Origin of the sequence: Aeromonas sp. R2-4, from assembly GCF_040908365.1 — a bacterium.
Lineage (GTDB): Bacteria > Pseudomonadota > Gammaproteobacteria > Enterobacterales > Aeromonadaceae > Aeromonas > Aeromonas veronii.
On the sequence record NZ_JBFODO010000002.1, the window covers coordinates 256,621 to 270,686 of the forward strand.

The window sequence follows — 14,066 nt, forward strand, 5'->3', positions numbered from 1 at the left end:
TTTCTATTTGGCGCAGCCATTTTTTAACCATAAAAACAACCACACACGCACAGATGAACCGCAGGATAGATATGGAAAATCATGTAGTTATAGAGTCAAAGGGGCGACTTGCCGCCATTCGGAACTGGATGGAACCCGTGCTGGTGCTGCTTATTCTTGGCAGCCTGTTCGGTTACCTCGGCAGCCAGATGGGCCTCTCTGCCATGGTCAACACCCTGTTCAATACCGCCCACCAGCTGCTGCTCAATACCGTGCTCTTTATCATGGGGATCACGGTGCTCTCCGGTGCCCTGAGCCAACTCTTGAGCGAGTTCGGGGTGATCCGCCTGCTGGAGGTGCTGCTGGCGCCGCTGATGAAGCCGGTGTTTCGCCTGCCTGGCCGCACCGCGCTGGCGGCCCTGATGACTTTCTTCTCCGACAACCCGGCGGTGATCAGCCTCGCCAAGGACAGCCGCTTTCGCAAAGGCTTCACCCCTTGGCAGCTGGTGTCGCTCACCAACTTCGGCACCGCCTTTGGCATGGGGTTGATCGTGGTCACCTTTATGGCCACCCTGCAACTGCCGAGCGGTGAATCCACTGCCAGCGCAGCACTGATTGGGTTGCTGGGTGCTCTGGTGGGCTCGGTGGTCTCTACCCGACTGATGCAGCGGATGATCCGCCCACTGGTGGGGGAAGTGCTGAACGATGACGCTGTATCGTCCGACGGCCGCAAGGTAGGGGTGACCAAAGAGGCGGCTCCCGGCTGGCTGCGGATCCTCAACTCTCTGCTCGATGGCGGCAAATCTGGCGTGGAGCTGGGGATGGCGGTGATCCCCGGGGTGCTGATCATCAGCACCTTCGTGATGCTGCTCACCTTCGGCCCGGGCGACAAGGGGTATACCGGCGAAGCGTTTCAGGGGGTAGCCCTGCTGCCGGTGCTGGCTGCCAAGGTGAGCTGGCTGTTTGACCTGCTGTTTGGCTTCCAGCAGCCTGAGCTGGTCGCCTTCCCGGCTACCTCCCTCGGTGCTGTCGGCGCCGCTATGTCGCTGGTTCCCCCCTTTATTGCCAAGGGGTGGATCACCGGTAACGAGGTCGCGGTGTTTACCGCCATGGGGATGTGCTGGAGCGGTTTCTTGAGCACCCACACTGCCATGCTCGATGCCCTCGGCTATCGCCACCTCACCTCCCGCGCCATCGTTGCCCACACCATCGGCGGCTTGAGTGCCGGTGTGGCGGCGCACCAGCTCTATATGCTGCTGGGCTGAGTCGGGTGAAAGAGAGAGGGGCGCTGCGGCGCCCCTCTCTGTATCTATCGGTGACGAGCTGGCTCGTCCTTCGGCTTACTCGACATCGCCGATAAGGCACTGCGCGATCACCGCCTCCGGCATCATCTCCCGCAGTCCAGCGACCAGTTTTTCCCCTGCCTCATGCAGCGCTGCCAGCGGCATCTCGGGCAGGCTCTCCAGAATGAACCACATCTGGCCCGAATCGACACTCAATCGGGTTCGCACACCCTGCCGCCAGTTCCAGCGCCGACAGGTGACCCCCTTGTCATCCCGCCAGACTACTTCGCCGGGCTCCACCGGTTCGTGGGTGGGCTCGCCCCCCTTCATGGTATCGAACTGCTCGCTGCCATCGGCCACTACCAGTCGCGGTTGCCCTTCATAAGCAAGCAGGTTTTCGCCCCCCACCGGAATGGCGTAGCGAATGCTGATGGCATTGTAGAGATCGACCACGGGATCGATGGCCGGCAGGTTGCCGTCACGGGCGACCCGTTTTCTCAGGGCCTCCGCGGAGCAGGGGGTCCGCTGCGGTTTGGCGCCGAACTTTCTGAACAGCTCGCCCCAGGCGGCGAGATGCGCCTCTGCCCACGGCACATCGGTGGTCAGCATGGCGGTGCAGGCCTCATCGAGCGCACGCGCCCCCACGTTCGGGTCAACCACGGCGGCGGCCTGCACCGTGATGCTCAGGGCGCGAAAGCCCGGGGCCAGTTGACTGACTTCGGGGGAGATATGGGGGGTAATCAGGGACATAACGACTCCAGAATCGAAAGAGGCAAGGGAAGCGCGGCTGCCGGGTAGCATATCGGCAACGGCAAATCCGGTTTGAGAGCCATCATGCGCGAACATGTTAGATAAGAAAATTTACATGATCTTAATGGTCATAAGTTTCATGAATGAAAAATGGCGTGCTCGAGGGGGTGGCGAGCGTGGAGGGAAGGGAATCCCGTCGCTTCCGGTTTGCTCCGGCAATGCCCTTTGCCGCCCTGACCCGCCGCGGCAGCCGCTGGCCGCCCGGCTCCCTCCTGATATCCGCAGTGGTCATGCCCAAGCACGAGGCGGCCATGCAAATCGTTCGGTGGCTCAATGAGTTGGCTATGGTTGGCGTTTTTTCATCGTTCTGGCCCCGCTTATGCACACCTCTTTGCAACACAACCAAGGGCTGCCGTCGCGGAGAGATATCATGATCAGTACCCTGCTTCCCCTTGCCTCGATCGCCCTCAAGTTGGGCAGTCAACTGCTCAGCAGTAGTAGTAAACCCGAGCCTGTGCAGCCTGCCGTGCAGGAAGAGCACCTCGCCCCGACCGTCCAGAGTCTGTTCCAGCGACTCGGCATCAAGGATGCCGACAGCGAACAGAACCGCTCGGCCATCAACCACTTTATGGGGGAGCTGATGCAGACCCTGGGGCAGGAGAATGGCGGCCAATCCCTCCTTGCCGCCATCGATGCTGCCCGCAACCAGCTGGCGAGCGGCACCCAGAGTACACGCCTCGATGCGCTGCAAAGCGAACTCGATACCCTCAAGGATTCCCTCGGTACCAGCGATCTCAACCTCGATCAGCTGCTCGGCGCCTTTAAACAGACCCTGCCCAATGGCAAGGGCGATGGGGTTGGCAAGCTGCTAAATGCCAGCGCTTAAATGAGCATATGTAAGCGCTACATAACGACTAGTAGGTAGCTGTTTTAGTTACAGTTCTGTAGAGATTCATCACGTATACATGACATTATACGTTGAATATTCTATTTACCCACGAAATGGAATTTGTGATTTCAATACGTCAATTTCGAACTCTAAATTCCCAGTTTCAGATTGGTAAGAGTATTCTATTCTCTTTATGAATTCGTACAGAGAGTTGAATGCCATATCCTGTTCTCTGAGTGGGCCAACGGTAACTGATTTTATGCAATCCAAGCTTATTGGCAACGAAATATATGGAATTAACACATCTCCTCTTGTGCGATAATTTATTTTCCTCTCGCAACCATATTCACCTGTAGATAAAATAATTCTGGATTCTCGCTCATCTTCAAACCCTGAATGCTTTATGGTCGCTGCCAAGCTAATTAACTGACTCGCAATATCCATTCCTTTATGTACACAACCATCATTGGTGGTCATATCTTCTGCTGTGCCTGAAATTGCAGATGTTATTTTCTCCAATAGATTTTTTTCATGTAGGCTATTTTTATAGCTGCATTTTTGGATGTCACCTATCTGCGTTGATAATTCTTGAACATCAAACTCTATTGCATATTTTCCATAAGCTCTCCATTGGCTCAAACTATCTGGTTGATTGCTCAATGAAAAAACAAAAATAGAATCATCAACATATATGAATTCAGTATGTTCCCTTAGAACATTGTCTAGAAATGAGATTGCCTTGGAGGAATAATCTTGGTCCATTAAATTCTCTGAACGTATACTTTTTAATATGTCCCTTATCTTTTCCAGCCCTTCATGAAGTTCTCTTTCATCATTTAAATATCTGATGTCAGTCAGCCAGATTTCTTGGCGTTGTAATATTGATATAAGAGCATTTAAGTCAGTGTAATGGAATAATTTCAATTGAAAACCCCTTCATCTATTTGGTGTTAACTATTGTACTACTTAACAAGATGGGAAATCGAGGGTAGGAAATCATGAGATAGAAGTAGTTTACATGTTGCCTTTAGTTTTAATTTGGGGAGTATTTCAGATATCAGCTTGCAAATGGTTAGTTCTGTACGGGTATGCAGTTAATAAAAACGGCAACCTTGGGTTGCCGTTTTGCTTTCTTATTCGAATGACAAGCAGGTTGGTTTAACCCACCCGCTTGGCCAGCCACTGCTCTGCGGCGGTAAGGGCCGCTTCTACCTGCTCGCGGGCAACACCGCCTTTGGCGACCCGCTTGGCCAGGGTCGCTTCCAGTTCCAGATTGGGGTAGACGTCGAACTCGATCACCGGGCTGAAGCGCTGGAACTCGCCGATGGTCAGCTCCTCCAGCGGCTTCTTCACCTGGATCGCGTAGACCACGGTTTCGCCGACGATATGGTGCGCTTCACGGAACGGAATCCCCTTGGCCACCAGATAGTCCGCCAGCTCGGTAGCGTTGGCGTAACCCCCCTGCGCCGCCGCCATAGTGCGCTCGCCATTCACTTTCAAATCGATCAGCACCAGCGCCGCCATATCGAGGCAGTCGTGCCAGGTGTCGAGGGCATCGAACAGCCCCTCCTTGTCTTCCTGCATGTCCTTGTTGTAGGCCAGTGGCAACGCCTTGAGGCTCATCAACATGCCCATCTGGGCGCCGACCACCCGGCCGGTCTTGCCGCGGATCAGCTCCAGCGCATCCGGGTTCTTCTTCTGCGGCATCAGCGACGAGCCGGAGGTCACTGCATCGGAGAGCTCGACAAAGCCCGCCTCGCCGGTGTTGTAGAAGATAAGGTCTTCGGCAAAACGCGACAGGTGGGTCATGGAGAGGGACGCCACGTGCATCAGCTCCACCACGTGATCCCGATCGGAGACCGAATCCAGACTGTTGCGGGTGGCACCAGCAAAGCCCATGTCCAGCGCCAGCGCTTCACGGTCGATGGCATAGGCGGTGCCCGCCAGCGCGCCGCAGCCGAGGGGGCTGGTGTCGAGGCGCTTGAGGGCATCCTGCAGCCGGGAGTAATCCCGCTCCAGCATCTCCACATAGGCCAGCGCCCAGTGGGCGTAGGTGACCGGCTGGGCCCGCTGCAGGTGGGTGTAACCGGGCAGCACTGCAGCCTGATTGGCACGGGCGGAGGCGACCAGCCCTTGCTGCAGAGCGGTGATGGAGCCGAGCAGCAGCTCGCCCTGCGCCTTGCACCAGAGTTTCAGATCGGTGGCGACCTGATCGTTGCGCGAGCGGCCGGTGTGCAGCTTCTTGCCAAGATCGCCGACGGCGGCGATGAGCTGGCTCTCGACCCAGGAGTGGATATCTTCGGCGTCCGAGCTCAGGATCTGCTGGGGATCCTGCTGCACCGAGGCGAGCAGCACCTCCATCGCCTGTTGCAGTTTGCCCTGTTCACCCTCGGTCAACACCCCCACTTTCACCAGCGCTTTGGCCCAGGCCATGGAGCCTTGAATATCCTGCTCCGCCAGCCGGTAATCGAACCGCAGCGAATCGTTGAACTGCTTGAACCGGCTATCGGCTCCCTGACTGAAGCGTCCACCCCAAAGTGCCATACTGCTCTCCTTGAATGCGTTGTCGGCGGCGCCCTGGCCACCGAGCTTGAAATCGTGCCCTGTTTTTCTGCGAGTCTGTTATCTCACAGAAGCGGCCGGGGCGCTGCCGCTCTTGTCACACCCGCTGATGATGGGTCAGGGGCTATGCCCTCTGCCTGTAGAAGAGGGGGCCATGCCCCCTCAACGGAATCAACGGGTTATCTCGTTTGCTTAGCCGTGGGTATGGTCGCCACCGATGGCCTGATGCTGCTCCTTCATGGCGCGGATCCGGCTAGCCAGGGTGTAGAGACGGATAAAGCCTTCGGCATGGCTCTGGTCATACACTTCATCGGCGCCGAAGGTGGCGAAGTCTTCGGAGTAGAGGCTGTTCGGCGACTTCTTCTGCACCGCTGTGACCTGACCCTTGTACATCTTCAGCACCACTTCACCGTCCAGATCTTCGGCGATGGCGTTGGCCGAGGCGAGGATCGCCTTGCACAGCGGGGTGAACCAGCGACCGTCATAGACCAGATGGGAGAACTCGGCACCCAGCTTCTCCCGCCAGGCGCGGGTCGGGCGATCCAAGACCAGCTCTTCCACGGCGCGCAGCGCGGCGACCATCACGGTACCGCCCGGGGTCTCGTAGCAGCCACGGGACTTCATCCCCACCATCCGGTTTTCGGTGATGTCGATGCGGCCCACGCCGTGCTTGCCAGCACGCTCGTTCAGGGTCATCAGGATCTGGTGCGGGCTGAGCGGCTGGTCGTCAACGGCCACCACTTCACCCTGCGCCACGGTCAGCTTGACGTACTCCGGCTGATCCGGAGCCTGCTCGGCCGGTACGGTCCACTGCCAGACCGCTTCGGACGGCTCGTTCCAGGTGCTCTCCAGCTCGCCACCTTCGGTGGAGATGTGCCAAGCGTTGGCATCGCGGCTGTAGATCTTCTTCAGGGTCGCCTTGCAGGGGATGTTGCGGGTCTCCAGATAGGAGAGCAGATCTTCCCGGGAGCGCATATCCCAGATCCGCCACGGGGCGATCACTTTCAGCTGAGGTGCCAGCGCAGCGACCGCACCTTCGAAACGCACCTGATCGTTACCCTTGCCGGTGCAGCCGTGGGAGATGGCATCGGCCCCTTCCGCCAGTGCGGCCTCGACCATCGCCTTGGCGATCACCGGACGGGCCATGGAGGTGCCCAGCAGATAGGTGCCCTCATAGACGGCGCCGGTCTTCAGGGTCGGATAGACGTACTCTTTGACGAACTCTTCCCGCAGATCCTTGATGATGCACTTGGTGGCGCCGGAGGCGATGGCTTTTTGCTCGATCCCTTCCAGATCGTCGCGCTCCTGACCGACGTCGGCCACGAAGGCGATGATTTCGGCGTCATAGTGCTCTTTCAGCCAGGGAATGATGGCCGAGGTATCCAGTCCACCCGAATAAGCCAGTACGATCTTGTTGATTCCGCTCATGTTACTTCTCTCCGTGATGATTCGATGATGATTCAATAAAAGGGTCGTGATTCAGGTTGATTGCTGCGTTATTTGTTGCCGAGAAGGGTCAGCAACACGGCGTTCTGGATATGCATCCGGTTTTCGGCCTCGTCCATGATGAGGGAGGCGGGGCCATCCATCACCTGCGAGGTGATCTCCAGCTCGCGGTGAGCCGGTTGGCAGTGCAGCACATGTGCAATGCCGGTGCGGTCGAGCAGGGCCTGGTTGATCTGGTAAGGCATAAAGAGGTCTTTGACCTGCTCCATCGGGGTGTTGTCGCCCATGGAGACCCAGGTGTCGGTGTAGGCCACGTCGAACCCTTCAATATCCGCCACGTCATCGCTGATGTGGATGGTCGCCCCCGACTTGGCCGCCAGTGCCTGCGCCTGCAGGAAGATCTGGGTATCCGGGCCGTGGCCTTTCGGGCAGATGAGGGTGACGTCTGTACCGAGGGTCGCCCCCAGCAGCAGCAGAGAGTGGCTGACGTTGTTGCCATCACCGAGGTAGGCAAGCTTCACCTTCGACAAGTCGTCATAGTGCTCGGCAATGGTCATAAAGTCGGCCAGCCCCTGACAGGGGTGGTAGAGGTTGCACAGGCTGTTCACCACCGGCACTGTGCCGTGCTCCGCCAGCTCGACCAGGGTCTGGTGATCGAACACCCGGGCGACGATGGCATCACACCAGCGCGACAGGTTGGCGGCGAAATCCTTCACCGACTCCCGCTTGCCCAGCGCGCCGTTCTGCTGATCCAGATAGACGCTGTGGCCGCCCAGTTTGGCGATGCCGATGTCGAAGGTGACCCGGGTGCGCAGGGAGGGTTTCTCGAACAGGGTGACCACGCTCTTGCCGGCCAGCGCCTGGCTGTACTTCTTCGGGTCGGCCTTCACTGCCTTGCCCAGCGCAATCAGCGCCTCGATTTGGGCTTTGTTCAGATCACTGTCTTTCAGAAGATGTTGCATCGGATGTTCCTTGTTCCGGTGGAGATCAAATAGCGACTTGGGTGCCGACCGCGCCGCCAGCCAGCAGCTTGAGCAGCTGATCCGGGTAGCGCCAGCTGGCGACACAGACCGGTTTGCCGAGGGTCTCGGCGGCGTGCAGGGCTGCTTCTACCTTGACCGCCATACCGCCCGTTATTACCCCTTTCTCCATCAGATCCAGCGCGGTCAGCTTGTCGAGCTGGGGCACCAGCTTGCCCTTGCCATCGAGGATGCCGCTCACATCGGAAAGCATCACCAGATCGGCACCGAGCGCCTCGGCAATGGCGGTGGCCGCCTGATCCGCGTTGACGTTCATCAGCTGCCCCTCGGCGGTGATGCCGATGGAGCTCACTACCGGCAAGAAGCCCTGACCGAGGATGCCCGCTACCAGCGCCGGGTTGCCCGGCTTGCACTCGCCGACCGCGCCGAGATCCGGGTCGAGCTGGGTCACCTGACACAGGCCGCCATCTGCCAGACAGAGCCCCACAGCCGGAATGCCGGTGGCGATCGCCTTGGCCATCATCTGCTTGTTGGCGGTCCCTGCCAGCGCACCGGCAATAAAGGGGATCTGCTCGAACGGGGTTACCCGCAGGCCGTTCTTCTTGGTAGAGGTGAGACCCAGCCCCTTGAGCAGGTCATCCACCAGGCAGCCACCGCCGTGCACCAGCACCAGCGGACGGTGCTGATCGTCGAGAAAGGTTTTGAGGGTGGCGAACAGGGCGGTCAGCGCCTCGTCGTTCTCTATAAGGGCGCCGCCCAGCTTGATTACCAACGTCTGTTTGTCCATGTTCGAGATCCTTCCTAAGTCCTTAAATCAGGCCGGTGGCCGGTTCAAATCCAAATTTGATATTTATGCACTGCATGGCTTGCGAGGCAGCGCCCTTGAGCAGGTTGTCGATGGCAGAGACCACCACCAGCATGTTGCCCTGCTGTTGCCAGGCGATATCGCAGTAAGGGGTGTTTGCCACACCGCGAATAGAGGGCATCTGGCCGGTGAGGCGCACCAGCGGCTTGCCTTCGTAAGCCTTGAGGAAGGCCTGATCCACCTGGGTGGGGGTTACGCCGTCCGCCAGCTGCACATAGATGGTGGCCAGAATGCCGCGCACATAGTTGCCAAGGTGGGGCTGGAACAGCACCTCCTTGCCGAGGTGGTGGCTGATCTCCGGCTGGTGTCTGTGATTGAAGGTGCCGTAAGGGTTGAGGCTCACTTCGCAGAAGCTGGTGTTGATGGCTGCCTTGCGCCCGGCGCCGGAAACCCCGGAGACGGCGTTGATGATGGGCTGCCACCCCTTGGCAATCAGACCATCCTGCTGCAGCGGCTTGAGAGCGCACAGCGATGCGGTCGGGTAGCAACCCGGCACGGCAATCAGCTGGGCGGTGGCGATGGCATCGGCATTCCACTCCGCCAGACCATAGACGGCCTGATCCAGCCACTGTTCGCTGTCGTGGGTGAATCCGTAGAAGCTGTCGTAAAAGCCCTGATCCTTGACCCGGAAGGCGCCGGAGAGATCGAACACCGGCAGCCCCTTGGCGAGAAACTTGGGTGCAAGCTCGGCGCTCACCTCGTGGGCGGTGGCCAGCAGCACCAGATCGGCCTGGGTCAAGATCCGGGTCATGCCATCCTCGTCCAGCGGCAGCAGCGGCTGATCGAGGGCACCGACCCACTGGGGATGCAGGGAAGAGAAGCGCTTGTGGGCATCCTGACTGCCGGCGGAGACATAGAGGCCGAACAGCTTGAGTTGTGGGTGGTTCTGTACCAGTGCGGCCAGTTCGGCTCCCGCGTAGCCACTGGCACCGACGATAACGGTGTTAAGCATGTTGAATATTCCAAGTCAGAGTTCGAGATTCACAGCATGACGCTGCAGTGCACAAGGGTGTTCGATCGCCCCTTTGCACAAGTGCGGAGGGGCAATTCAGGCGGGTGTGTGTCGTCGGTTATAGATCAGGTGACAGAACATTAACTTTCCCTTACAACTAGAAGCCTTTGTTGATGAGCCAGATATTCAGGTAAAATTACAGAATATTCATGCACTCACTTTGCATTTGTATTTTCTAACAGAAACATTCCGGGGACGCAAGGAGGAGCTGATGGCCAATCTGGATTTTTTTTCACTTTATAAGAATATTATTGCGATTCCCTCTATCAGCAGCACGGATCCCAAGTGGGATCAGAGCAACGAGGCGGTGATCCGGCTGCTGGCCGACTGGTTCGGTCAGCTCGGTTTTCAGTGCGAGGTAACGGCGCTCCCCGAGCTGCCGGGCAAGTTCAATCTGGTGGCTACGATCGGTCAGGGGGAGGGCGGTCTGCTGCTGGCGGGTCACACCGATACGGTGCCGTTCGATGAGGGGGGCTGGAGCAAGGACCCCTTCAAGGTGACCGAAGAGGGCAACCGCCTCTATGGCCTCGGCACCATCGATATGAAGGGCTTCTTCGCCTTTATCGTCGAGGCGCTCAAAGAGATTGACCTCACCAAGCTCAACAAGCCGCTGCGTATTCTCGCCACTGCCGACGAAGAGACCACCATGGCGGGGGCCCGCGCCATCGCCGCGGCGGCCGAATTGAAACCCGACTACGCCGTGATTGGCGAGCCGACCGGACTGGTGCCTGTGGTGGCCCACAAGGGGCATATGTCGGAGGCGATCCGCATTACCGGCAAGAGCGGTCACAGCTCGGATCCCGCCAACGGCGTCAACGCCATGGAGATCATGCACAAGGCGATGGGGCAGGTGCTGCGCTTGCAGCAGGATCTGAAAGATCGCTACGCCGACCACCGCTTTGCCGTGCCACAGCCAACCCTGAACCTGGGTTACATTCAGGGGGGCGACAGCCCGAACCGCATCTGTGGCTGTTGCGAGCTGCATATCGACCTGCGACCCACTCCGCAGGTGGGGCCGGATGAGTTGATGGGGATGCTCAAAGAGGCGCTGTCGCCCATCGAGATCCACCAGCCGGGCTGCCTGCATCTGCAGCATCTGCATGAGCCCATTCCCGCCTACGCCTGCGCCGACGACTCTGTGCTGGTGCGCGAAGCAGAGAAGGCGAGCGGTCGCGCCGCCGAGTCGGTCAACTACTGCACCGAGGCGCCGTTTATCCAGCAGCTTGGCTGCGAGACCATAGTGATGGGCCCCGGTCATATCACCCAAGCGCACCAGCCGGATGAGTATCTGGACCTCTCGTTCGTCAAGCCGACCACCTCGGTGTTGCAGCACCTGATCAGACGTTTTTGCCTGTAGCGGCGGCGGTGAAAGGGGCGTAAGAACTGTAAGTAAGTTACATAACAAGCCGGTTGTGGAGTGGTGAGGGAAATACATGTTCTGAATCGGCCTGTTATTTGACCTTGCGCAGACAATCTGGGTAGATTGTCACCCTAAGATGACGGAGCATATGTTGTAATCGCACAACAATAAGTGAGGTCGTCTAGCACCCCGGATGGGTGTCAGGCACCAACAAGATAAGGATGTGGAATGAACGAAAAGTACGCCGCACTACGCGCCAACGTAGGTATGCTGGGTCAGCTGCTGGGTAAATCCATCAAGGATCATCAGGGTCAGGCCTTTCTCGACAAGATCGAAACCATTCGCCAATTGGCCAAGTCCTCCCGCAAGGGCAATGAATCAGACCGGGAACGTCTGCTCGATACCCTGCGCACCCTGAGCGACGACGAGCTGCTGCCGGTGGCTCGCGCCTTCAGCCAGTTCCTCAATCTGGCCAACGTGGCGGAACAGTTCCACACCATCTCCCGTCGCTGTGAAGAGCAGGTCTGCACTCCGGATCCGCTGGAGCAGATGTTCGACAAACTCAAGGCATCCAACCTGTCACAAGAGGCCATCATTGCGGCCGTGCGCGAGCTGGATATCGATCTGGTGCTGACCGCTCACCCCACCGAGGTGACCCGTCGTACCCTGATCCACAAGCACGTACAGCTCAACGACTGCCTCGAGGCGCTGGAGCTCTCCGACTTGCTGCCCCGCGAGCGGGACAAGATCCTCAATCGCATCGAGCAGCTCATCAATCAGGCGTGGCACACCAACGAGATCCGCGAACAGCGCCCGACACCGGTCGACGAGGCCAAGTGGGGCTTCGCCGTGGTGGAGAACAGCCTGTGGCCCGCCATTCCCGAATTCATGCGCAATCTGGACGAGCGTCTGCAACACCATCTGGGTGTGCGGCTGCCGCTGGATGCCGCGCCGGTCAAGTTCACCTCCTGGATGGGCGGTGACCGAGACGGCAACCCCTTCGTTACCGCCAAGGTGACTGCCGAAGTGCTGGAGCTGGGCCGCTGGATGGCGGTGAGCCTGTTCTACAAAGACATCAAGGAGCTTACCTCCGAGCTCTCCATGTCCGACTGTACCGACGCCGTGCGCGCTCGCGTTGGCGATCACCCCGAGCCCTACCGTGCTCTGGTGCGCGAGCTGCGTGAAGCGCTGCGCGAAACCAAGGAGCACCTCACTGCCAAGGTGCAGGGTCAGGCGAGCGAGAGCCAGGATCTGGTCAAGACTACCGCCCAGCTGCGCGAGCCGCTGGAGCTCTGCTACCACTCATTGCACGCTTGCGGCATGGGCAATATCGCCGATGGCATGCTGCTGGACGTGCTGCGCAAGGTCGCCTGTTTCGGCATCCATCTGGTCAAGCTGGATATCCGTCAGGATGGTGAGCGCCACGGGCTGGTCTTCTCCGAGCTGACCCGCTATCTGGGTCTGGGTGACTACGCCGAGTGGAGCGAAGATGACAAGCAGGCCTTCCTGCTCAACGAACTGAACTCCCGCCGTCCGCTCATTCCTCACGACTGGGAGCCGAGTGCCGAGGTGCGCGAGACGCTGGATACCTGTCAGGTTATCGCCGAGCACGACCCCGATGCGTTCGGTATCTACATCATCTCCATGGCCGGTGCACCGTCCGACGTGCTGTCGGTGCAACTGCTGCTCAAAGAGGCGGGTTGCAAGTTCCGCATGCCGGTCGCCCCGCTGTTTGAAACCCAGGATGACCTGATGGCAGGCACCGCCGTGATGGAGCGTCTGCTCTCGGTGGACTGGTATCGCGGCTACATTCAGGGCCGTCAGTACGTGATGATCGGTTACTCCGACTCTGCCAAGGATGCGGGCATGATGGCCGCTGGCTGGGCCCAGTACGCCGCCATGGAATCCCTGGTGGGACTTGCCGAAGCCAACAACATCCGCCTCACCCTGTTCCATGGCCGTGGCGGTACCGTCGGTCGTGGTGGTGCGCCTGCCCATCAGGCCATCCTCTCCCAGCCGCCTGGCTCCCTGCGCGGCGGTTTGCGTACCACCGAACAGGGGGAGATGATCCGCTTCAAGTTCGGTCTGCCGAAAGTGGCGATCAAGAGTCTGGAGCTCTACACCAGCGCCGTGCTGGAAGGGAACCTGCTGCCGCCACCCAAGCCGAAAGAGTGCTGGCGCGAGGTGATGGAACAGCTGGCCGCCGACTCCTGCGATCACTACCGCAGTATCGTGCGCGGTCATCCGGACTTTGTCCCTTACTTCCGTGCCGCCACCCCGGAGATGGAGCTCGGCAAGCTGCCGCTCGGCTCCCGTCCTTCCAAGCGCAAGCCCAACGGCGGCGTCGAGAGCCTGCGCGCCATTCCGTGGATCTTCGCCTGGACCCAGAACCGCCTGATGCTGCCGGCCTGGCTCGGTGCCCACAAGGCGCTGCAACAGGCCATCGACGGCGGCAAGCTGGCCGTGCTGGAAGAGATGAGCGCCCAGTGGCCCTTCTTCCGCACTCGTCTTGAGATGCTGGAGATGGTGTTCCTCAAAGCGGACGTCTGGCTCGCCGAGTACTACGACACCCGTCTGGTGCCGCAGGAGCTGTGGGGTCTTGGCAAACAGCTGCGTCAGGAGCTCGCCGAATCCATCGAGGTGGTGCTGAAACTGAGCCCGCGCGGGGATCTGCTGGAGGATCAGCCCTGGATCAAGGAGTCCATCAAGCTGCGCAATCCCTACACAGACCCGCTCAACGTGCTGCAGGCCGAGTTGCTCAACCGTTCCCGCAACCACCCGGAGACCCTGCACCCCGAGCTGGACAAGGCACTGATGGTCACCATCGCCGGTATTGCCGCAGGTATGCGCAATACCGGTTGATAGCCAGCCCAAGCCAGCAGGCTTCAGCGATATCCATCAAGCCAAAGGGCGCCGATAAGGCGCTCTTTGTTTTTTGTT

At 59.2% G+C, this 14,066-nt stretch carries 11 protein-coding genes; 4 read left to right on the forward strand and 7 right to left on the reverse strand.

The window, feature by feature from the left end:
- Positions 1-71: 71 nt before the first annotated feature.
- The gene (locus tag AB5Z05_RS01480; protein ID WP_368149932.1) at positions 72-1,244 is read left to right on the forward strand and encodes a nucleoside recognition domain-containing protein; all 1,173 of its coding nucleotides are present in this window, start codon (positions 72-74) and stop codon (positions 1,242-1,244) included.
- Between the two features lie 75 nt (positions 1,245-1,319).
- On the opposite strand, the gene AB5Z05_RS01485 is transcribed toward AB5Z05_RS01480, so the two are convergent.
- Positions 1,320-2,012, reverse strand: a complete 693-nt coding sequence (locus tag AB5Z05_RS01485; RefSeq protein ID WP_368149933.1) for a B3/4 domain-containing protein — start codon at positions 2,010-2,012, stop codon at positions 1,320-1,322.
- Between the two features lie 430 nt (positions 2,013-2,442).
- Here AB5Z05_RS01485 and AB5Z05_RS01490 point away from each other — a divergent pair, with 430 nt between their 5' ends.
- The gene (locus tag AB5Z05_RS01490) at positions 2,443-2,898 is read left to right on the forward strand and encodes a hypothetical protein (RefSeq protein ID WP_368149934.1); all 456 of its coding nucleotides are present in this window, start codon (positions 2,443-2,445) and stop codon (positions 2,896-2,898) included.
- A 105-nt stretch (positions 2,899-3,003) separates the two neighbouring features.
- On the opposite strand, the gene AB5Z05_RS01495 is transcribed toward AB5Z05_RS01490, so the two are convergent.
- The 6 genes from AB5Z05_RS01495 to argC form a co-directional block, all read right to left on the reverse strand.
- Complete coding sequence (locus AB5Z05_RS01495) at positions 3,004-3,825, reverse strand: DUF2971 domain-containing protein (RefSeq protein ID WP_368149935.1); 822 nt, start codon at positions 3,823-3,825, stop codon at positions 3,004-3,006.
- A 234-nt stretch (positions 3,826-4,059) separates the two neighbouring features.
- Positions 4,060-5,445 carry an argininosuccinate lyase gene (gene argH, locus AB5Z05_RS01500; protein WP_368149936.1) on the reverse strand — a complete coding sequence of 462 codons (1,386 nt, stop codon included), beginning with the start codon at positions 5,443-5,445 and terminating at the stop codon, positions 4,060-4,062.
- Positions 5,446-5,655: 210 nt separating this feature from the next.
- A complete protein-coding gene (locus AB5Z05_RS01505) occupies positions 5,656-6,891 on the reverse strand; it encodes an argininosuccinate synthase (protein WP_033115910.1) in 1,236 nt (411 codons plus the stop codon).
- Between the two features lie 68 nt (positions 6,892-6,959).
- Entirely contained in the window at positions 6,960-7,871 is a 912-nt protein-coding gene (locus AB5Z05_RS01510) for an ornithine carbamoyltransferase (protein WP_201968011.1), read from the reverse strand.
- A 25-nt stretch (positions 7,872-7,896) separates the two neighbouring features.
- Complete coding sequence (gene argB, locus AB5Z05_RS01515) at positions 7,897-8,676, reverse strand: acetylglutamate kinase (protein ID WP_323896154.1); 780 nt, start codon at positions 8,674-8,676, stop codon at positions 7,897-7,899.
- A 22-nt stretch (positions 8,677-8,698) separates the two neighbouring features.
- Complete coding sequence (argC, locus tag AB5Z05_RS01520) at positions 8,699-9,706, reverse strand: N-acetyl-gamma-glutamyl-phosphate reductase (protein WP_088868346.1); 1,008 nt, start codon at positions 9,704-9,706, stop codon at positions 8,699-8,701.
- Between the two features lie 271 nt (positions 9,707-9,977).
- Here argC and argE point away from each other — a divergent pair, with 271 nt between their 5' ends.
- Both argE and ppc read left to right on the forward strand, forming a co-directional pair.
- On the forward strand, positions 9,978-11,123 hold the full coding sequence (gene argE / locus AB5Z05_RS01525) for an acetylornithine deacetylase (RefSeq protein WP_368149937.1): 1,146 nt from the start codon (positions 9,978-9,980) through the stop codon (positions 11,121-11,123).
- A 231-nt stretch (positions 11,124-11,354) separates the two neighbouring features.
- Positions 11,355-13,988, forward strand: coding sequence for a phosphoenolpyruvate carboxylase (ppc, locus tag AB5Z05_RS01530; protein WP_069528737.1), 2,634 nt, complete (start codon positions 11,355-11,357; stop codon positions 13,986-13,988).
- Positions 13,989-14,066 lie beyond the last annotated feature (78 nt).